Source organism: Actinoplanes sp. NPDC000266 (assembly GCF_042899005.1).
Classification (GTDB): Bacteria; Actinomycetota; Actinomycetes; order Mycobacteriales; family Micromonosporaceae; genus Actinoplanes.
Genome location: NZ_JBIAZI010000003.1, coordinates 840,944 through 858,579 on the forward strand (window position 1 = coordinate 840,944; position 17,636 = coordinate 858,579).

The 17,636-nt window shown below is 71.1% G+C and carries 16 protein-coding genes; 7 read left to right on the plus strand and 9 right to left on the minus strand.

Going from position 1 to position 17,636, the window contains the following annotated elements; translation table 11 throughout:
• Window positions 1-2: 2 nt before the first annotated feature.
• Window positions 3-2,699: a glycosyl hydrolase gene (locus ACFY36_RS15355; RefSeq protein WP_499746586.1), complete on the minus strand. Its 2,697-nt coding sequence runs from the start codon at window positions 2,697-2,699 to the stop codon at window positions 3-5.
• Between the two features lie 226 nt (window positions 2,700-2,925).
• On the opposite strand from ACFY36_RS15355, the gene ACFY36_RS15360 reads away from it, so the two are divergent.
• From ACFY36_RS15360 to ACFY36_RS15380, 5 genes are all read left to right on the plus strand, one after another.
• Complete coding sequence (locus ACFY36_RS15360) at window positions 2,926-6,030, plus strand: diguanylate cyclase domain-containing protein (RefSeq protein ID WP_499746587.1); 3,105 nt, start codon at window positions 2,926-2,928, stop codon at window positions 6,028-6,030.
• A gap of 9 nt (window positions 6,031-6,039) precedes the next feature.
• Window positions 6,040-6,426: a DUF6394 family protein gene (locus ACFY36_RS15365; RefSeq protein ID WP_097327907.1), complete on the plus strand. Its 387-nt coding sequence runs from the start codon at window positions 6,040-6,042 to the stop codon at window positions 6,424-6,426.
• The gene (locus ACFY36_RS15370) at window positions 6,426-8,174 is read left to right on the plus strand and encodes a potassium channel family protein (protein ID WP_499746588.1); all 1,749 of its coding nucleotides are present in this window, start codon (window positions 6,426-6,428) and stop codon (window positions 8,172-8,174) included. Before ACFY36_RS15365 ends, ACFY36_RS15370 begins: the two co-directional genes overlap by 1 nt.
• 214 nt (window positions 8,175-8,388) lie before the next feature.
• Window positions 8,389-8,637, plus strand: a complete 249-nt coding sequence (locus ACFY36_RS15375) for a hypothetical protein (protein ID WP_499746589.1) — start codon at window positions 8,389-8,391, stop codon at window positions 8,635-8,637.
• Window positions 8,638-8,685: 48 nt separating this feature from the next.
• Entirely contained in the window at window positions 8,686-9,228 is a 543-nt protein-coding gene (locus tag ACFY36_RS15380) for a histidine phosphatase family protein (protein ID WP_499746590.1), read from the plus strand.
• Here the strand turns inward: ACFY36_RS15380 and ACFY36_RS15385 are convergent.
• The 4 genes from ACFY36_RS15385 to ACFY36_RS15400 are packed head-to-tail and all read right to left on the minus strand — an operon-like array spanning window position 9,219 to window position 13,209.
• Window positions 9,219-10,052 carry a serine/threonine protein kinase gene (locus tag ACFY36_RS15385; RefSeq protein WP_499746591.1) on the minus strand — a complete coding sequence of 278 codons (834 nt, stop codon included), beginning with the start codon at window positions 10,050-10,052 and terminating at the stop codon, window positions 9,219-9,221. The two genes, ACFY36_RS15380 and ACFY36_RS15385, sit on opposite strands and share 10 nt — an antisense overlap.
• Window positions 10,049-10,681: a DUF6891 domain-containing protein gene (locus tag ACFY36_RS15390; RefSeq protein WP_499746592.1), complete on the minus strand. Its 633-nt coding sequence runs from the start codon at window positions 10,679-10,681 to the stop codon at window positions 10,049-10,051. Before ACFY36_RS15390 ends, ACFY36_RS15385 begins: the two co-directional genes overlap by 4 nt.
• 2 nt (window positions 10,682-10,683) lie before the next feature.
• Window positions 10,684-12,663, minus strand: a complete 1,980-nt coding sequence (ligA, locus tag ACFY36_RS15395; RefSeq protein WP_499746593.1) for an NAD-dependent DNA ligase LigA — start codon at window positions 12,661-12,663, stop codon at window positions 10,684-10,686.
• A 9-nt stretch (window positions 12,664-12,672) separates the two neighbouring features.
• Complete coding sequence (locus ACFY36_RS15400; RefSeq protein WP_499746594.1) at window positions 12,673-13,209, minus strand: ROK family protein; 537 nt, start codon at window positions 13,207-13,209, stop codon at window positions 12,673-12,675.
• A 168-nt stretch (window positions 13,210-13,377) separates the two neighbouring features.
• Here ACFY36_RS15400 and ACFY36_RS15405 point away from each other — a divergent pair, with 168 nt between their 5' ends.
• Window positions 13,378-13,818, plus strand: a complete 441-nt coding sequence (locus ACFY36_RS15405; RefSeq protein ID WP_499746595.1) for a hypothetical protein — start codon at window positions 13,378-13,380, stop codon at window positions 13,816-13,818.
• On the opposite strand, the gene ACFY36_RS15410 is transcribed toward ACFY36_RS15405, so the two are convergent.
• The 4 genes from ACFY36_RS15410 to ACFY36_RS15425 form a co-directional block, all read right to left on the minus strand.
• Entirely contained in the window at window positions 13,804-14,052 is a 249-nt protein-coding gene (locus tag ACFY36_RS15410; protein ID WP_499746596.1) for a hypothetical protein, read from the minus strand. The genes ACFY36_RS15405 and ACFY36_RS15410 overlap by 15 nt on opposite strands.
• Window positions 14,022-14,639 (minus strand): cation:proton antiporter domain-containing protein, encoded by a 618-nt coding sequence (locus ACFY36_RS15415; RefSeq protein ID WP_499746597.1) that lies wholly within the window; start codon window positions 14,637-14,639, stop codon window positions 14,022-14,024. Before ACFY36_RS15415 ends, ACFY36_RS15410 begins: the two co-directional genes overlap by 31 nt.
• 86 nt (window positions 14,640-14,725) lie before the next feature.
• Entirely contained in the window at window positions 14,726-15,478 is a 753-nt protein-coding gene (locus tag ACFY36_RS15420; protein WP_499746598.1) for a DedA family protein, read from the minus strand.
• 72 nt (window positions 15,479-15,550) lie between these two features.
• Window positions 15,551-16,234, minus strand: a complete 684-nt coding sequence (locus tag ACFY36_RS15425; protein WP_499746599.1) for a response regulator transcription factor — start codon at window positions 16,232-16,234, stop codon at window positions 15,551-15,553.
• 37 nt (window positions 16,235-16,271) lie between these two features.
• On the opposite strand from ACFY36_RS15425, the gene ACFY36_RS15430 reads away from it, so the two are divergent.
• Window positions 16,272-17,612, plus strand: a complete 1,341-nt coding sequence (locus tag ACFY36_RS15430; RefSeq protein ID WP_499746600.1) for a sensor histidine kinase — start codon at window positions 16,272-16,274, stop codon at window positions 17,610-17,612.
• Window positions 17,613-17,636 lie beyond the last annotated feature (24 nt).

A 17,636-nucleotide genomic window follows, 5' to 3' on the forward strand; every position in this document is an offset into this window, starting at 1 on the left:
GGTCAATGGATCCGGACAGGTCCGATGAGGCCGTAGGGCTGCCGTGAGCCGTAGGCCGCGTTGCCGAGCAATGTCGCCACGTGGACCCGGAGCGTGTTCTCGCCTCGGCGCAGCGACACCTGGATCGCCGACGGGTCCATGAGGTCGGCCGGCGGCAGCTTCCGGCCGTTCAGTTCGACCGCATAGGTGCCGAGAACCGTGCCGAGGTCGAGCAGCGCCTTTCCGCCGCGCGGTGAGGTGATCGCCGTGCTGTAGACGGCCGTTCCCGACACCGTTTCCAGGCCCGCGATCCGCTGCCAGTCGGGCAGGGTGGGGCCGGTCAGCGCGACCGGCGGGAGCGCCCGCCTGGTCGTCGTCTCGGGCGTCGCACCCTTTTCGTACGAGGTGACGGCGAGCGTCCACGACGGCGAGACTGTGCCGGTGCCGGTGGAGATCCACGGCGACGTTGTGCGCACGGTGTCCTCGTTGCCCTTGGTGAGCGCGACCAGCACCCCGTTACCGCTGGTGGCCGAGATGTCGAGGCGTACCCCGCCCGGGACCCGGGTGTAGGAGGTGATCGGGGTGACCGTGCCGCTCCAGGGGTCGTACCGGAAGGGCCGGCCCTGGCCGGTGAGCGTGACCGTCGACGTGGCCCGCGTGGCGCTGTTGTTCCAGAAGAAGTAGTAGTCGGAGTCGCGGGTCGTGCGCCGCAGGTTCAGGAACGGCGACGGCTGCGCGAACGAGGCTGCCGGCCGCACGCCCAGCCCGGCCAGGGCGCCGGTCACGGCGGCCTCGCGGTCGACCACCCGTACGGTGCGCTGAGCCAGGAGCTGACCGATCACCGCGCGGAGCCGCGCGTCCTGGCCCGGGGCCAGACCCCGCACCCGCGAGGGGGTCTCCCCCACGATCACGACGGGCAGGCCGGCCCGGGCCCACGACAGGATTTTCGTGGCGGTGGCCAGGTCGAGCGTGGTCTCGTAGTTGACGTTGGGGGTGTTGTTCAGGACGAAGGCCTTGTAGCCCAGCGACAGCAGCTTCCCGTTCCGCACGGTCGCGGCGCGGTCGGCCACCTGCGTACGGCCCATGAAGCCGTAGGTGTAACCGGCCCGGGCCAGGGACTGGTCGGTGAAGTAGAGGTCGCCCGTGGCGCCGGACAGGCTGTGCCCGCCGCCCTGCCGGTAGATCGCCACGTCGTCGCGCAGATCTCCCCGGCGCAGCACGGTCTGGAGCCGGGCCACGTAGTCGTTGATCGTCCTGTCGCCGGACCAGGTGGGGCTGACCGGGCCGTACGCGTCCGCGACGCCGCCGTTGAACAACGAGAAGCCGGGCCAGGCGCGGGCCGCGCCCGGCGTCGTGTCGCCCCAGCCGTGCCAGACGATCATGTTGACCCCGGTGACGAGCTGCTGGTTGACGTGCGACAGCAGGGTGGCGCGCGGATAGCGGTGGGCCTGCCCCTCGGCGCAGCACTCGGTGGAGAGCAGGTTGTGCCCGGCCTGGGCGACCGAGGCGGCCAGGGCCCGCCAGACGTCGGACGAGCGGTTCTCCAGATGGTTGACGTCGCTGCCGCTGGTGAACGAGCGGTCCTCGCCCTCGGCCACGTCGAGCAGCCCCGCGAGTTCCTGCATGTCGACCGGGGACGGTCCCCACGAGCTGTACGGCTGGCCGCGCAGCGTCAGGCCGCGCTGATGGGCCCAGGCCGCGAGTGGCTTCAGGTGGTGGTCGCGGAACAGCTCGTTGAGCGTGGCGCGGTAGTCCTCGCGGACCCGGTCGCCGGTGTCGCCCGGGAAGTCGTAGGCCGGGTCGCTGACCGCGACGACCGGCAGATAGGGCACGAGTGAGTAGCCGCGGCGGCGCTCGAACTCCCGCAGGAAGCCGGGGGTCCAGTGCAGCACCTGGGCGCCGGAGCTGTTGAGCTCGAGCGAGTCGAAGAACAGCGATCCGCCGGCCGACCGGATCGACTTCTCCAGCTCGGGCGTGAGGACCTCGTCCCGCCAGAACCGCTTGACGGCGTTGATGCCGTCGAGCGAGAAGTGGTCGACGAGATAGGTGGTCCGGGCGGTGCCGGCCAGGCCGACGGTGTGCCCGGTGCCCATCATCCAGCTGCCGATCACGACCCAGGTGCCGCCGGTGGGCGCGGTCCAGCTCGGCTTGCCGGCGAGGTCGACCGCCGAACCGGGACGCAGGAGCGGCACGGCCTCGGCGCAGGTGGCCACGCAGCGATAGGCGACCGCGGCCTGCAACGTCCGCTTGGTCACCCCGGCCGGCAACGGCGGCGCCGGCACGGGCCCGGCGAAGGTGGACCCGCCGGGCACGACCTGCCGGGCGAAGGCGATCTTCTGGTCGGAGCCGGGCCCGTCCGGCGAGACGGTCGTGGTGCCGGCCGACCAGCCGGGCGTGTAGATGTGGTCGGCCTGGAGGCCTTCGCGGCGGCCGGCGTCGAAGGTGGCCTTCATGGCGGTCGCCCACGAGTCGTTGGTCCAGTCGTGCCGGGCCGGATCGTAGGCGGCCGCACCGAGCGAGACCTGGTTGTACTCGACTCCCCCGGCGCCGGCGGCGGCCATCTGAGCGACCTGGGCGGCGGCCGAGTCCGGTGTCATCAGCCCACCGGTGGTCCAGAAACGGTAGAAGGGCCGGTCCGCGGTCGGCGGGGCGGCGAACCCGCCGCCGGGACGAGCTTCGGCCGGGGTGGGCACGCCGACGGCGATCAGCACGACAGCCATGATGAGTTTGATACGTTTCACATTTGCCCCTGTCTATGGCTTTGCGGCGCATCGGTACGGGGGAAGATGTTTCGGCGGTGTTTCCGCTCCGGATCACATCCTGTGTCGTCGCTGAGAGCGGACGTTAGGACTTGATGCACGCGGTGTAGCACAGAACGCACCTGCCGCAGCCGCTCATCGAAACGCGGAGCGGGTCGATAGGACCTTGTGAGGGGGCGGTGCGCTGATGGCTGAGCTGCGTGCGGGCATGACGCTGCGCGCCTCGCTGCTGCGTACTGTCCTGTTCACCGTCCTGTACGTGGCCGCCACGTACGTCGGCCGCATGACGGTGCTGGACGAGACCAACCTGAGCATGGTCTGGCCCGCGGCCGGCGTCTCGGCCATCTGGTTCCTGGCCCAGTGGGGCTCCCGCTGGCGCTGGATCGACGGGCTCGCCCTGGCCGCCGTCACGATGGGCGTGAACACGGCCACCGGCGCGCCCGCGTCGCTGGCCGCGTGGTTCGTGGTGGCCAACCTGGCCCAGGCGTGCCTGTTCGTCACCCTCTTCCGGCGATGGCTGCCCAGCCTGTGGGGCGGCGGCGGGGACCGCCCGCTGGCCCGGCCCCAGGAGCTGTGGCGCCTGGTCGCCGCGTCGTTCGTGGCCACCGCCGTCGGCGCGCTGATCGGGCCGACGGGCGTGTGGGCGGTCAACGGCGTCTACTCCGGGCCGGCCACCGCGGTGTGGCTCACCCGCAACACGGTCAGCATCCTGCTCATCGGGGCCGCCGGGCTGCGCGTCGGCTATCTCGTCCACCAGCGGCGCACCCCGTCGCTGCGCCGGATCTGGACGGATCTGCCACCCCGCAAACAGCTCGAGTACATCGCCGTGATCGTGCTGTCGATCGCGGCGTACACGGCCGTCTTCGGCACCGACAACCGGCTGCCGCTGGCGTTCTCACTGATCGCCATGACGGTCTGGGCCGGCACCCGCCTGCACACCGGCTTCGTCATCCTGCACGACCTGGCCTTCGGTGCCGTCGCGGTGCTCTACACGCTCGGCGGCACCGGCCCGTTCGCGCTGATCGGCTCGCATCCGGCCCGGGCGCTGGTCGCTCAGGCGTACGTCGGAATGATCGCGGTCGTGGGTCTGGCTCTGGCCCTCGGCCGCGATGAGCGCAACACGATCCTGCGCGAACTGCGCGCGGCCGAGGAGGCCGCGGCCGCGCAGGCCAAGCTGATGACCACCATCGTCGACTCGATGAGCGAGGGCCTGACCGTCATGGACGAGCAGGGCCGCATCCTGCTGCGCAATCCGGCCGTGCGGCGGCTGGTCGGCGGCGTGGTCAGCCCGACCGACCTGATGCGGCACCCGGACTACTACGGCCTGTTCCATCCGGACGGCACCGCGCTGGAGCCGGAGGACCTGCCCCATCGGCGGGCCCTGGCCGGCGCCGAGGTGCGCAACATGGACCTGCTGATCCGCAACCCGGCCCTGCCGGACGGGCGGATCCTCAGCGTCAACTCCACGCCGATCGCGGCCGCCACCGGCGGCGGCCGCTACGCGGTGACTGTCTTCCACGACGTGACCTCCGAGCGCCGGCACCGCACCGAGCTCGCCAACTTCGCCGGGGTGGTCGCCCACGACCTGCTCAATCCCCTGGCCACGATCGACGGCTGGAGCGAGGCGCTGGCCGAGGCGTTCACCGACTTCCCGGATCATCCGGCCACGGCCGAGGCCGAGGACGGGATCCGCCGCATCCGCCGGGCGTCGACACGCATGCGCGACATGATCAACGACCTGCTGGCGTACACGACGGCCCGGGACGCCTCGATCGCGCCGTCGGTCGTCGACCTGGGCGCGGTGGTCAACGACATCGCGATCGCCCGGATCGACCAGGCCCAGAGCACCGGCGCCCCGCAGCCGTCCTTCCACATCGGCGAGCTCGGCGCGGCGTACGCCGACCCGGTCCTGACCCGGCAGTTGCTCGAGAACCTCATCAGCAACTCGATCAAGTACACGGCGCCGGGCGTCACCCCGGAGATCACGGTCGGGGCGTCGCGGGCCGACCACATGGTCACCGTGACGCTCGACGACAACGGCATCGGGATCCCGGCCGACCAGCAGGACAGCGTCTTCGAGAACTTCCACCGGGCCCATCGCGGCGCCGGATACAGCGGCACCGGCCTCGGCCTCGGCATCTGCCTCAAGATCGTGGAGCGGCACGGCGGCTCGATCAAGGCCTCGGACAACCCGGCCGGCGGCGGCTCCCGCTTCACGTTCACGCTGCCGATGGACGCCACGACCGCTCCCAAGCCGGACCAGGAGCCGCCACCCAAGGTCACCACAGAGCGCCGGGCGGTGCCGTCCTCGGCGCCCGCGCCGGCCCCGGCCGGCAATTTCGCCCGGGCCGCCCGCCTGGTGCTCGACTATCTGCACGAGCACATGCCGCTGGCCTTCTGGGCGGTCACCCGCGTCGAGAACGGCCGCCAGACCTACCTCTACCTCGACGCCGACAACGGCTACGGACTCCGGCAGGGCGAGAGCCACCCCTGGGAGCAGAGCTTCTGCGTCCACATGGCAGCCCGCGAGACGCCGGCGGTCGCCGTCGAGGCACAAACCATTCCCCTGTACGCCGCCGCGGGCGTCAACGAACTCATCGAGATCAACACCTATGCGGGCGCGGTCATCACCGAACCCGACGGTTCGGTCTTCGGGGCGATCTGCGGCCTCGACCCGCAGAGCCACACCGCTGATCCGCGGATGGCCGGCGCCGAGCCGCTGCTGGCCCTGCTCGGCCAGCTGCTCACCGCCGCCCTGTCGGCCGACCGGGCCCAGGACCGCTCGGCCGGGGCCCTGCTGCGCGAGCAGGTCAGCGCGGACACCGACGCGCTGACCGCGCTGCCCAACCGCCGGGCCTGGCAGCGGCTGCTCGACCGGGCCGAGACGCTGTACCAGCGGCTGGCCGACCCGACCGTCATCGCCATGGTCGACCTCGACCGGCTCAAGGCGATCAACGACGCCCAGGGGCACGCGGCCGGCGACGCGTACATCCGGGCCGCCGCCACCGCCCTGGCCGGCGCCGTCCGCGACACCGACGTCGTCGCCCGGCTCGGCGGCGACGAGTTCGGCGTGCTGCTGCCGCAGTGCACCGAGGCCGACGCCGAGACGGTCATGGCCCGGGTGGACCTGGAGTTGGAGGTGGCCGGGGTCGCGGCCTCGGTCGGCTGGGCCGCCGTGGTCCCGAAGGACGGCTTCGCCGACGCCCTGGAACGGGCCGACGCCGCCATGTACGCCGAGAAGCGCCGCCGCCGCAGCGAGTTCCACCGCGCGCGCGACGCCTCGTCCCGTTAGGTTGAAGCCGTGAGTCTCGAAAAGGTCATCTTCGGCTTCTTCGTGCTCCTGGCTGCCACGCTCAACTTCGGGTTCTTCATCGGTGACATCTCCGATCCGGCGTTGCACAACGAGTACGAGCTGTTCGCCGCGGTCGTGGTCAACCTGATCGCGACCGTGCTGAAGTTCGGCGACCGCACCCAGATCGGTGCCGTCCACCTGGCCACCAGCCTGGTCGCCGACCTTCAGCTCATCGCCGCCACGCTGGCCTGGGTCTACGCCACGCAGATCTCCGGCGCCGGCATGACCGGCGAGGCGACGGCGAGCGTGGTGTCGCTCTCGGGCGGCGCGCTGCTGGCCAACCTGGTCTCGGTCGCGCTCCTGGTGATCGAGACCGTGTCGTTCAACCGCCGCTGATGGGCAGCAAGCCGCATCCCCAGGGCCGCACGACCGTCACCCGGCCCACCGAGCCGTCGTCGACGATCTTCCTGATCCTGCGCCGGATGCGGGCGCCGCTCATCGTCCTGATCGTCATCTTCGCGATCAGCGTGCTCGGCCTGACCCTGATGCCCGGCCAGGACCCCCAGGGCCGCCCGACGCGGATGGGCTTCTTCGACGCGTTCTACTTCATGAGCTACACGGCCACGACCATCGGGTACGGCGAGATCCCGCACTCCTTCACCGGTGCGCAGCGCCTGTGGGTGATCGCGTCGATCTACCTGAGCGTCGTGGGCTGGGCCTATGCGATCGGATCGCTGCTCACCCTCGTCCGCGACCGGGCCTTCCGGGAGGCCCTGGCCCTGCGCCGCTTCACCCGGCAGGTCGTGCACATGCGCGAGCCGTTCCTGCTGATCGTCGGCTATGGGCAGACCGGCCAGCTGCTCGGGCAGGCCCTGGACTCCCTCGGGCGCCGGCTGGTCGTGCTCGACAACACGCCCGAGCACGTGGACTCGCTGGACATCGACGCCTACTACGCGGACGTGCCGGGCCTGGTCGCCGACGGCGCCAACCCGCACATGCTGGGCGCGGCCGGCCTCGAACACCCGCAGTGCGAGGGGGTGATCGCGCTGACCAACAACGACGAGGTCAACCTGACCGTGGCCATGACGGCCGCCCTGATCAGGCCGAACCTGCCGGTGATCGCCCGCACGGTCTCGCCGGTGATCGAGCACCGGATGCGCGCGTTCGGCTCGCCGACGGTGGTCAACCCGTTCGACCGGTTCGGCGACCACATCCGCCTGGCCCTGCACCAGCCCTCGTCGTTCCAGCTGCTGGCCTGGCTGATCCGCGGCGAGGGGGCGACCCTGCCCGACCGTGGCCGCCCGCCGACGTCGGGCCGGTGGGTGGTCTGCGGGTACGGCCGTTTCGGGCACAAGCTGGTCGAGGACCTCCGGGCGGACGGCCTGGAGGTCACCGTGATCGACCTCGCCGCCACCGAGCCGGGGGTGATCGAGGGCGACGCGTCGGAGCCGTCGGTCATGGCCCGGGCCGACCTGGCCGGCGCGGTCGGCTTCGTGGCCGGCACCCACAACGACGCGACGAACCTGTCGCTGGTGGCGGCGGCCCGCAAGGAGAACCCGTCGCTGTTCATCGGGGCCCGGCAGAACCGGCCGCGCAACGCGCCGCTGTTCGCCACGATGGACGTCGACTGGCTGCTGGTGCCGGCCGAGATGGCCGCCCGGGAGATCTACGCGCAGCTGAGCACCCCGCTGACCTGGCGTTTCCTCCAGGAGATGCCGGCTCTCGGCGACGAGTGGGCGGCCGGGACGATCGACCGGCTGGGCGCGCACTGCGGCTCCCATCTGGACGGGCTGTGGAAGGTGACGCTGACCGAGCGGGAGGCGCCGGCCCTGATGAGCTGGCTCGACTCGGGCACGGCCCCGCTCGGTGACCTGACGCGCTGCCCGCACGACCGCGACCAGCGGATCGCCGCGGTGCCGCTGCTCCTGCTGCGCGGCGACGAGTCGACATTGGGCCCGGACGACGGCACCCGCCTGCGGGCCGGGGATCAGATCTTGTTCGCGGGGCGCCGGATCGCCCGCCGCGACCTGCTGGACACCATGACCAATCATGTGGTCAGCGAGTACGTCCTCTATGGCCGCACGGTGCCCGCGGGCTGGCTGTGGCAGCAGGTCACGGGCCGGAAGCCGAGCACGCAGCGCTGAGATCTCTTCCGAGGTCAACCGATTCAGCAAGCCGGTGACCGCCGACCCGGCATGGGTCGCGCGTTCCGGGGGTGCGGGGCTGGCCAATCGGGCAAACTTCCGTCAGGCGATTGCATATGCACGTGCAGATGCCCTTGGCACGCACATATTCGAAGTCCATGATGGGTCTCAGATTCCTTCCCGGGGCACGCCGCCTCCGAGGTGATGAGGTGAGATGACCACCCACGACCCGTCCACCAGCCAGATCTGGACGTTCGCCGAGGCCGACTACCGTTTCGGCAGCGGCCCGCTGCGCATCCGGATCGACCGGGTGCTGGCCTCCGCGCCCATCCAGCAGGACGGCGAGACGTGGTACGAGGTCGAGGGCACCGAGATCAACGACCAGGGCCAGGTGATCGGCCCTCGCCGCGCCACGATCCGGGCCAGCCGCCTCCCCGCCCTGCGCCGCAACCCGGGCCGCTGACGCCCCTGCGCCCGCGCGATCGTGCGCCCGTGATCTACCGTGCTGGCCATGGCCCGCACGAAGCTGTACCTCGTCCGCCACGGCGAGCAAAGTCCCGGCGGCGGCCTGTCACCGCGCGGCCGTGAGCAGGCCGAGCGCCTGGCCCGCCGGCTCGACGAGGTCCTCTTCACCGCGATCCACCACAGCCCGCTGCCCCGGGCGGCTCAGACCGCGGACATCGTCGCCTCCTCTCTGCCACGGGTCCCCCGGCACAGCTGTGACCACGTGACCGACCGGACGCCGGTGCCCTCTCCCGGCCAACGGGACCTGTACCCCCCGCGCTGGCACGACTGGCTCGACAGCGTCCCGGCCGGCGAACGCGACGAGGACGCCCAGGCCCTGCAGGCCGCCGTCGCCCACTTCAACACCACCGGCGACCACCTCTTGATCACCCACAATTTCGTGATCGGCTGGTTCGTCCGTCACGCCCTGGACGCCCCACCGTGGCGCTGGATCGGCCTCAACCAGGACAACTGCGCCCTCACCATCGTCCAATGGGACTCCGGCCACCCGCCGACCCTGGCTTCCTTCAACGACACCGGTCACCTCTGACCCGCCCGCGACCTCGCCTCCCACCACGCGGCACCGAACGCGGCCAGGTCGCGCTGACGATCGGCGGGCGCCGGCCGGCACGCCCGCACGGCAACTTCCCAGAGCGCCGCCGGCCCGCGAAACGCCTCGCGGTCCGTCGTGCCGTCCCCGAGCAGGACGAGCACCGCGCGGCCCAGAGTGAACACAGACGTGCGCTGGTCGATCATCTCGCCCGCGGCGAACTCCTCCGGCGCCATGAACCGGGCCGACCCGAACATCCTCCCCATCTCGTTCCGGTAGGGCCCCGGCCGGTAGTTGTCGAGGTCGACCAGGGTGATCCGGTGCGCGGCGAAGTCGTAGATCAGGCACCCGTCGTAGAAGTCGCCGGCCACCTCCCCGCCCCGTCCGAGCAGGTCGTGAACCTCGACGACGCTGTCGAGCGCGGCCACGACACGCTCGGGCGGCAGCCGCCGGAACCGGGAGAAGGCCGACGCCGGATCGTCGCGCTTGTCCCGGCCGGCGCCGAGCAGCTCGCCGTCGACCCAGTCGTAGATCAGCATCGGCCCGTGCGGCGACTCGGCCACCCCGCGCAGGCGCGGCAGAGCGTCGTGCTCATACGTCTCGCCGATCCGAACCGCGTTGCGCAGCAGCGCCCAGCGCTGCGCGGCGCTGAGATGCGGCAGGTCGAGCTCCGGGCTCCCAGCCGTCTTGACGAAGAGCCGTTCACCGCCCCACTCGACCCCGTAGGACACGTTGCCCGAGTCCTGCCGGTCGAACACCGCGAAGATCGACGCGACCTTCCGCAGGTGGTCGGCCGGGGCGCGGTCGATCCGGAACGACGTCACGTGCCGCCCAACGGCGCATACCAATGGGCGCCGGTCACATGCACACGGGTGGAGAGGTTGCGGTTCCAGTCGGGTCGCATGCCGTGCCGGTGGAGGACCGGGAAGACGACGTCGTCCATGAGGCGCTCGACGGCCGCCTGATATCCGGCTTCCGGCGCGTCGTAGGCACCGTACCCCAGATAGAGCGCGCCGCCCGCGATCAGCGACTCGGTGTCCTGCTCGTGGAACCACAGATATCCCCGCCAGTGGCGGGAGCCGTCGCGCTCGCCGTGGATCTCGGCCGCGGCGCACGTGCCGCAGCAGGCGAAGTTCTGCCGCGCGAGCACGCCGAGGTCGTTCAGCTCGGCGAAGGCCAGGGTGAGGTTGCTGTGGACGGTCCCCCACTCGCGCTGCTGGGATCGGCGGACGGCCAGGGCGCGGTCGTACGCCGAAGCGAGCTCCTCGTCGGTGATGCCCTCACGGACGTCGTCGCCCTCGAGATAGCCGGCGAACTCGGCGGCGTCCTCCTCGCCGCGCACCACCCAGGACCAGATGTCGTCCTCGATCTCGGTGCGGGCCGGCTCGGCGATCCGCTCGGGAAGGAACCGGGCGCCGTCCGGCCGGCCGTTGTAGATCCACTCGTCGGTCATGGTCAGCCGGCCAGCATCTGGGCGAACTCGGCCGGGTCGATGATCGGGATGCCCAGCTTGGCGGCCTTGGTGGCCTTGGCCGTGGTGGTCTCGGAGGTGATCAGCGCCGTGGTGGTGGCCGAGACACTGCCGCTGGCCCGGCCGCCGAGCTCCTCGATGCGCTCGCTGACCGTGGTGCGCGTATAGCCCGGGACGCTGCCGCTGACCACGTACGTCCTGCCCTCGAAGGGTTTCTCGCCCTCGGTCTCGGGGACGCTCATGGTGACGCCGGCCGCGGCCAGGCGGTCGATGACGCCGGACATGGCGGCGAGGCCGTCGACGACGTGCTGCGCCTTGATCAGGCCCATCTTGTCGATCTCGGCGATCTCCTCGACCGTGGCGGCCCGCAGCGCCTCCATGGTCTTGAAGCGGGCGGCCAGCCAGCGGCCGACGCTGCGGCCGGTCATCCGGATGCCCAGGCCGGTGATGACCCGGTTGAACGGCTGGGACTTGCTGTGCTCGAGCGACGCGACGACCTTGGCCGCGTTCAGCTTGCCGAGCAGGACCACACCGCCGGCCTTGGTGTTGCCGACCGGCAGCTCGGCCAGCTGGTCCTCGGTGAGCGAGTAGAGATCGGCGACGTCGGTCGCGAGCCCGGCGTTGACCAGGGCGACGCACAGGGCCTCGCCCGCGCCCTCGACATCCATGGCCTCGCGGCTGCACCAGTATTCGAGCGCGTTGGTGGCGCTGCACGAGGCGGTGTGGCAGCGCCAGAGCAGGCTCGACTTGTCCCAGGGCTCGCCGCACTGCGGGCACGTCTCGGGCGGCGCCCACGGCGTGAGGCCGTGCGGCTGCTCGCCGATGGGCGCGGTGACCCGCGGGATGACGTCGCCGGCCCGCCACACGGCCACGGTCTGCCCGATGGCCAGGCCCTGCTCCTCGACGAATTTCGGGTTGTGCAGCGTGGCGTAGGTGATCGTGGTGCCGTCGACGAAGACCGGGTCGAGCACGGCCCGCAACGAGATGCGCCCCGTGCGCCCGACCCGCACCTCGATGTCACGCAGCACGGTGGAGCCCGTATCGGCCGGATATTTGAAGGCGGCCGACCAGTACGGCGTACGGCTGCCGGAACCGAGCCGCCGCCGGGTCGACTCGAGATCGGCCGTGAGCACCGCCCCGTCGATCGGGAACTCGAGACCCCGGCGCAGCTCACCGATGCGCGCGACGGCGGCCAGCGCGGCGTCGGCGTCCCCGGCGACCTGAACCTCGCCGGTGGCCAGCCGCCCCGCGACCTGGAAGCCGAGCTCGACGGCCCGGGCCATGCGCTCCTGGTGGGAGGCGAAGTCGCCGGAGATGTCGTACGCCGCGAAGGTCATCGGCGCCTCGTAGGTGCGATCGGCGGCGCGGATCGACCCGGCCACCGCCCCGCGCGAGTTGATGAAGGCCTTGCCGCCGGCCGCGACCCGGTTGGCGCTGGCCGCCTCGAAGTCGGCCACGGTCATGTAGACCTCGCCGCGGACCTCACCCGACCAGGCGCTGCCGAGCCGCCCGGGCAGCCCGGCGATGCCCCGCAGCACCTGCCCCGTGACGTTCTCCCCCGTGCTGCCGTCGCCGCGCAGCGCGGCCAGGACCAGCCGCCCCGACTCGTACGCGGCCCGGATGGCGAGCCCGTCGAGCTTGACCTCGACCAGGCAGGGGTCACCACCGAGGCTCGCCACGAAGGCCCGCACCTCGTCCTCACCGGTGACCTTGCCGAGCGACATCATCGGCTCCGGATGGCGGACGTCGCCGCCACCGGACACCCCCGCCGCGACCCGCGTGGTGACCCCGCGATCGTCCCACTCGGGATGCGCCCGCTTGGCCGCGGTGATCCGGTCGAGCAGCGCGTCGTAGTCGGCGTCGGTCATCAGCACGTCACCGGTGTCGTAGTACGACTTGGCGGCGGTCTGCGCCTGCTCGACAGCAGCGGCGAAGTCGGCTTCGCTGAGGGCGGTCTCGGTCATGCCGACAACCTACGTCCCGGGTACGACATTTTCGGCCGCCGCGGCGTTCTCCAGCAACGTTGGCAGATAGGCGGCGGAGAAGATCCGGTCGAGGCCGAACTGGACCGCGCCGACCAGGCCGGCGATCTCCTCGTCGACCACCGAGAGCTCGATGCGCAGGTTCTCGGTGGCGGCGGGCAGGGCGTGGCGGTAGGTCTGGCGCCGGATGGCGCTCAGCACGTGCTCGCCCGCGCGGGCCATGCCACCGCCGACCACCACCAGGTCGGGGTTGTACGCGTTGACCAGCGTGGCCAGGCTGTCACCGACCACCGTGGCCACGCGGTTCAGCAGGGCCTGGGCGGCCGGGTCGCCCTCGTCGGCGGACCGGGTGATGTCGACCGGCCGGATCGCGCCGGTGCTCGCGAGCACCGCCGCGAGGGCCGGGCTCCGCCCGTTCGCGGCGAGCTCTCGCCCGGCCTGGGAGAGGGCCGATCCGCCGGCGACGGTGTCGAGGCAACCCCGGTTGCCGCACTGGCACACCTTCTCCTCGGCGCCCGGCACAGCCACGTGACCGATCGCTCAGGCTCAGTCGGGCGCGGTCGTTGTCCCGATGTGAGAGCCATGACCATGCGACGCCGTTGAAGGTTGTGAGGACTAGCTCAGCGGGCAGCGCTTCCTCACGTCGATAGGTGAAATCTGCTTCGTGCGACACCCGATCCGGACCGTGCCTCGGCCGTGGCCGTGCTCGGCGGCACCGTCGTGCTCGCTCTGCTGATCATCGCGGTGCCGTTGATGAACGGTGTCTGGGGCGACGGGGCCGACTTCACCACCCTCGCGATCTGCTGTCTGCCGGCGTTCCGGGTGGTCCGTACCCTGCCGGACGCGCCGGGTCGTTCAGCGAGATCTCGGCGAAAGCCATGCGGGACTGCCCGCCGGGACAGTCTCGGTCGTGTTGTCGGCCGCCTCGGTCTCTCTCTGGCCCGGCGTGGCGGTCAGCGCGTTCGCCGCCCGCCGGATCGGCCGAATCAAAACCCTGGGGCCAAGCTTCTGGTGGCGGCCTCACCGTGGGGCGCCGTCGGCCTGTTCCTCGCTACGGCGACCCTGGTGGCCGCTGCGCCGATACTGCGCGCAGCCCTGACCGTCGAGTCCCTGACAGCACCGTCACACGACGGTTGAGGACGCGCCGACCCGCCGCCGGCCCACCACCACAGCACCGGGCCCGTGCAGAAGCACACTCACGATCACGGTGATCGTCATCGTGGCCAGTGCCGTTCGGGCCAGTTCGCCCTCGGGGAGCTCGTTGAAAGCGAGCAGGCCGAAGACGATCGATGTGGTGCCCCGCGGCCCGATCGCCCCTACGGCGATCCGTTCCCGCCAGGTCATCGAGGAACCGGCCAGTGACGGCAGCATGGGCCCGACGCGAATGACGGTGAGGACCGCCAGACAGTAGACGCCCAGCTGCCAGCAGTGTCCTCGAGCAGTTGCAGATCGGGTGTGCCGGCCCGCTGCTTGACGTGGTGGCGGGGGCGGACGTGGCGCAGGAAGCGGAAGGCGATGCCGCAGACGAAGGCGGCCACGAAGCCGTTGCCGCCGATCGCCACCGTCGCGGTGTAGGCCAGCAGCGGGGCGGCCACGACGGTGATGCGCCGGGACTGGCCGGTGGTCCAGCCGCGAGCGTCGGCCAGGTTCATCAGCCAGGCGATCAGCAGGCCGAGACCCAGCCCGCACAGGATTGCCTTGAGCGCGCTGGGAACCGCGGCGCCCAAGGCCTCGAGCGGCGTGTCGGCCGTCGAGGAGGTGCCGGCGAGGATCACCTCGGCCACGTGCTGAGCGACCGTGGAGTTCAGCGTGTCGGCGAAGGCGCTCGTGAAGATCCCGGTCAGGATGCCGGCCACCACCATCACCAGCGGGGCGCGAACGTGCCAGCGTTCGAGCCGCCCGGTCACGAGTGACCAGGCCCCGGTGACTACCGCGATCACCACCAGGCTCGCGATCATGCGACATGGCCTCCGGGAACGGGTACGGCATCAGAGTCCATGGACGGGGTCGGCGAGCAGCCGCGCGACGTCGCCGTGGATCACGGTCAACGGGCTGCGCAGCTCGTGACCGGATAGCTCTCGGGGAGCTGGCGGTGCTCACCGCCGTCTCCGTCGCGCTGGTTTCCCACGGCGCCCTGTTCGGCATCTTGGGATCCCTGCCGGCGGTCCCCGCCGCGGCGGTTCTCTCTGGTGTTCGGGTCTTCCTGCCGCGTGGATTCTTCGGCCGAACGCTTTGATGACCTCTCGCGGCGCAGATACCACCAGGCGGTGATCGCGGCGCCGATGGCGCCGAAGCCGAGGAGCCACCACTCGGCGTGGGCCTTGACGAGTTGCGCGCCGAAGAAGTAGGCGAGGGGCACCCACAAGCCGACCCAGAGGGCGGCGCCGATGGCGTTGTGCAGCAGGAATTTGCGCCATGGCATGGCCGTGATGCCGGCCAGGATGCCGTTGAACTGGCGCAGGCCGTCGAAGAAGCGGGCCACCACGACGACCCGGCTGCCGCGGCGGGCGAAGAAGTCCTCGATGCGGGCGAACCTCTCCGGCGTGACGAAGACGTATCTTCCCCAGCGGTGAACTGCCCGGCGGCCTCCTCGCGTACCGATCCAGTAGCCGACGTTGTCGCCCAGCACGGCGGCGGCGAAGGCCAGCAGGCCGACCAACCAGACGTTGAGATGCCCGGAGCTGGCCACGATGGCCGCCGTCACCATGACGGTCTGTCCGGGGGTGGGCAGTCCGAAGCTCTCGACGAAGATGACCGCGAAGACGGCGGCGTATCCCCAGTGCTGCACGAGTTCCATGGGCGCCACTGTCGCGGAAGTCTTCTAAGAATCCCGTGAACGCCGCCGCCTTCAGGGGATTCTCAGAGTCGGCTAGCTAGTTTGCCGGGCATGCTCGATCACGCGGAAACCGGTGCCGCGCACGGTCTCGATCGCCTCGCGGCCGATCTTCTTGCGCAGGTAGCCGATATAGACGTCCACGATGTTGGGATCGCCGTCGAAGGCCGCGTCCCACACGTTCTGCAGGATCGCCGTGCGGCTCATCACCTTGCCGGGGTGGCGCATCAGGAACTCCAGCATGGCGAACTCGCGCGGCGTCATCGAAAGCAAGCCGGCGCCGAGCCGGACCTCACGCGCCGACGGGTCGAGCGTGAGGTCGCCGCTGCGCAGGACGGCCGGGCGCTCGGGGGCCCCTCGGCGGATCAGGGCACGCAACCGGGCCACGAGGACCACGAACGAGAACGGCTTGATCAGGTAGTCGTCGGCTCCCAGGTCGAGCGCGTCGGCCTGGTCGTACTCGCCGTCCTTGGCCGTCAGCATGAGGATCGGGGTCCAGACGCGCCGCTCGCGCAGCTGCCGGCACACCTCGTAGCCACTGAGCCGGGGCAGCATGATGTCGAGCACGATCACGTCGTACGCGCCGTGCGGGGCCTCGGTGGCGGCCCACAGCCCTTCGACGCCGTCGTGGGTGAGGTCGACGGTGAAGCCCTCCGCCGCCAGCCCTTCCCGGATCGTCTCGGCCACGACGACCTCGTCCTCGACGACCAACACCCGCACTCGAACCTCCCGTAGCGTGACCGATATGCCCCTCTTGATGAGGCTACGACGCCAGTTGGGCGTGCGGATGCGCTCCGCCCTCACCGCCGGCGTGGTGGTGACGATCGCCTCGGTCCTCGCCGGCGGAATTCTACTGGTCACCGCACGGTCGCTGCTGCTCGACGACGTTCAGGGGGCCGCCGACGACCGCTCCGGCCAGGTCACCGCCGCGGTCGCCTCGGGCGACCCGATCGCGCTGCGGTTCGCCCTGCGCCAGGACTCGTGGGGCAGCCTGGTCCAGATCGTCGGGGCCGACGGCGCCGTCGTGGGCCGCTCCAACGCCGGGCGCACGCCGCTGTCCACGCTGCGCCCGGCCGCGGGACAGACCGCGTACGAGAAATCAAAGCAATACTGGATCCAGGCGACCGGGGTGCGGGCGCCGGCCGGCGAGCGCACCGTGCTGGTCGCGGTCTCCCTCGAGTTCGTGCGCTACGGCAGCGACGCGATCGTGACCGCGCTGCTGGTCGGCCTGCCGATCCTGGCCGTCGCGGTCGGCGTCGCCGTCTTCTTCTTCGTGGGCCGCACGCTGCGCCCCGTCGAGGCGATGCGCCGGAAAGCGGCCTCGATCACGGCGACCAACCTGCACGCGCGCCTGCCCGTACCCATCGCCGAGGACGAGATCGCCGCGCTGGCCCGCACCATGAACACGATGCTCGACCGGATCGAGGCGTCCGCGGCGGCCCAGCGACGGTTCGTCGCCGACGCCAGCCACGAGCTGCGCAGTCCGCTCACCACCATCCACGGCAACGCCGACCTGCTGGCCGCGGCGAATCTGAGCGAGGCGCCGGCCCGGGCCGTCCGGCGCATTCACGGTGAGAGCCGCCGCATGTCGCGCCTGGTCGAGGACATGCTGCTGCTGGCCCGTTCCGACGACCAAGAATTGGTGGTACGCCGTGAGGACGTCGACCTCGACGACCTGCTCTACGCCGAGCGCGAGCGGGTGTCCGTCGAACGTCCCGATCTGCGCCTCCAGGGCACGGTCGACCCCGTGCGGGTGACCGGCGATCCGGATCGGCTGGCGCGGCTGCTACGCAACCTCACCGACAACACCCTGCGGTACGCGCGAGGTGCCGTCACCCTCAATCTGGCCGCTGACGACGACTGGGCCGAGATTCTGGTCGGCAACGATGGCCCGCCCATCGCCGCCGAAGACCGGGAACGCATCTTCGACCGTTTCGTCCGGCTCGACGACAGCCGTTCCCGCGAGGACGGCGGCACCGGGCTCGGGCTGGCCATCGCCCGGGAGATCGCCCAGGCCCACGGCGGCACGATCGACGTGCTCGACCTGCGCCAAGGGGCCGCGACGCGGGTGCGCATCCCCACATTTAGCAAATCTTAAGGACCCGGCCCCTACCTTCTCGAT

What these genes read in the sequence shown, in the direction of transcription:
- ACFY36_RS15420 (WP_499746598.1), bottom strand. Translation starts at nt 15,478, where the DNA reads ATGGAACTCGTGCAGCACTGGGGATACGCCGCCGTCTTCGCGGTCATC.
- ACFY36_RS15355 (WP_499746586.1), bottom strand. Translation starts at nt 2,699, where the DNA reads ATGGCTGTCGTGCTGATCGCCGTCGGCGTGCCCACCCCGGCCGAAGCT.
- ACFY36_RS15410 (WP_499746596.1), bottom strand. Translation starts at nt 14,052, where the DNA reads ATGCTGCCGTCACTGGCCGGTTCCTCGATGACCTGGCGGGAACGGATC.
- ACFY36_RS15415 (WP_499746597.1), bottom strand. Translation starts at nt 14,639, where the DNA reads ATGATCGCGAGCCTGGTGGTGATCGCGGTAGTCACCGGGGCCTGGTCA.
- ACFY36_RS15370 (WP_499746588.1), top strand. Translation starts at nt 6,426, where the DNA reads ATGGGCAGCAAGCCGCATCCCCAGGGCCGCACGACCGTCACCCGGCCC.
- ligA (WP_499746593.1), bottom strand. Translation starts at nt 12,663, where the DNA reads ATGACCGAGACCGCCCTCAGCGAAGCCGACTTCGCCGCTGCTGTCGAG.
- ACFY36_RS15430 (WP_499746600.1), top strand. Translation starts at nt 16,272, where the DNA reads ATGAGGCTACGACGCCAGTTGGGCGTGCGGATGCGCTCCGCCCTCACC.
- ACFY36_RS15360 (WP_499746587.1), top strand. Translation starts at nt 2,926, where the DNA reads ATGGCTGAGCTGCGTGCGGGCATGACGCTGCGCGCCTCGCTGCTGCGT.
- ACFY36_RS15380 (WP_499746590.1), top strand. Translation starts at nt 8,686, where the DNA reads ATGGCCCGCACGAAGCTGTACCTCGTCCGCCACGGCGAGCAAAGTCCC.
- ACFY36_RS15375 (WP_499746589.1), top strand. Translation starts at nt 8,389, where the DNA reads ATGACCACCCACGACCCGTCCACCAGCCAGATCTGGACGTTCGCCGAG.
- ACFY36_RS15390 (WP_499746592.1), bottom strand. Translation starts at nt 10,681, where the DNA reads ATGACCGACGAGTGGATCTACAACGGCCGGCCGGACGGCGCCCGGTTC.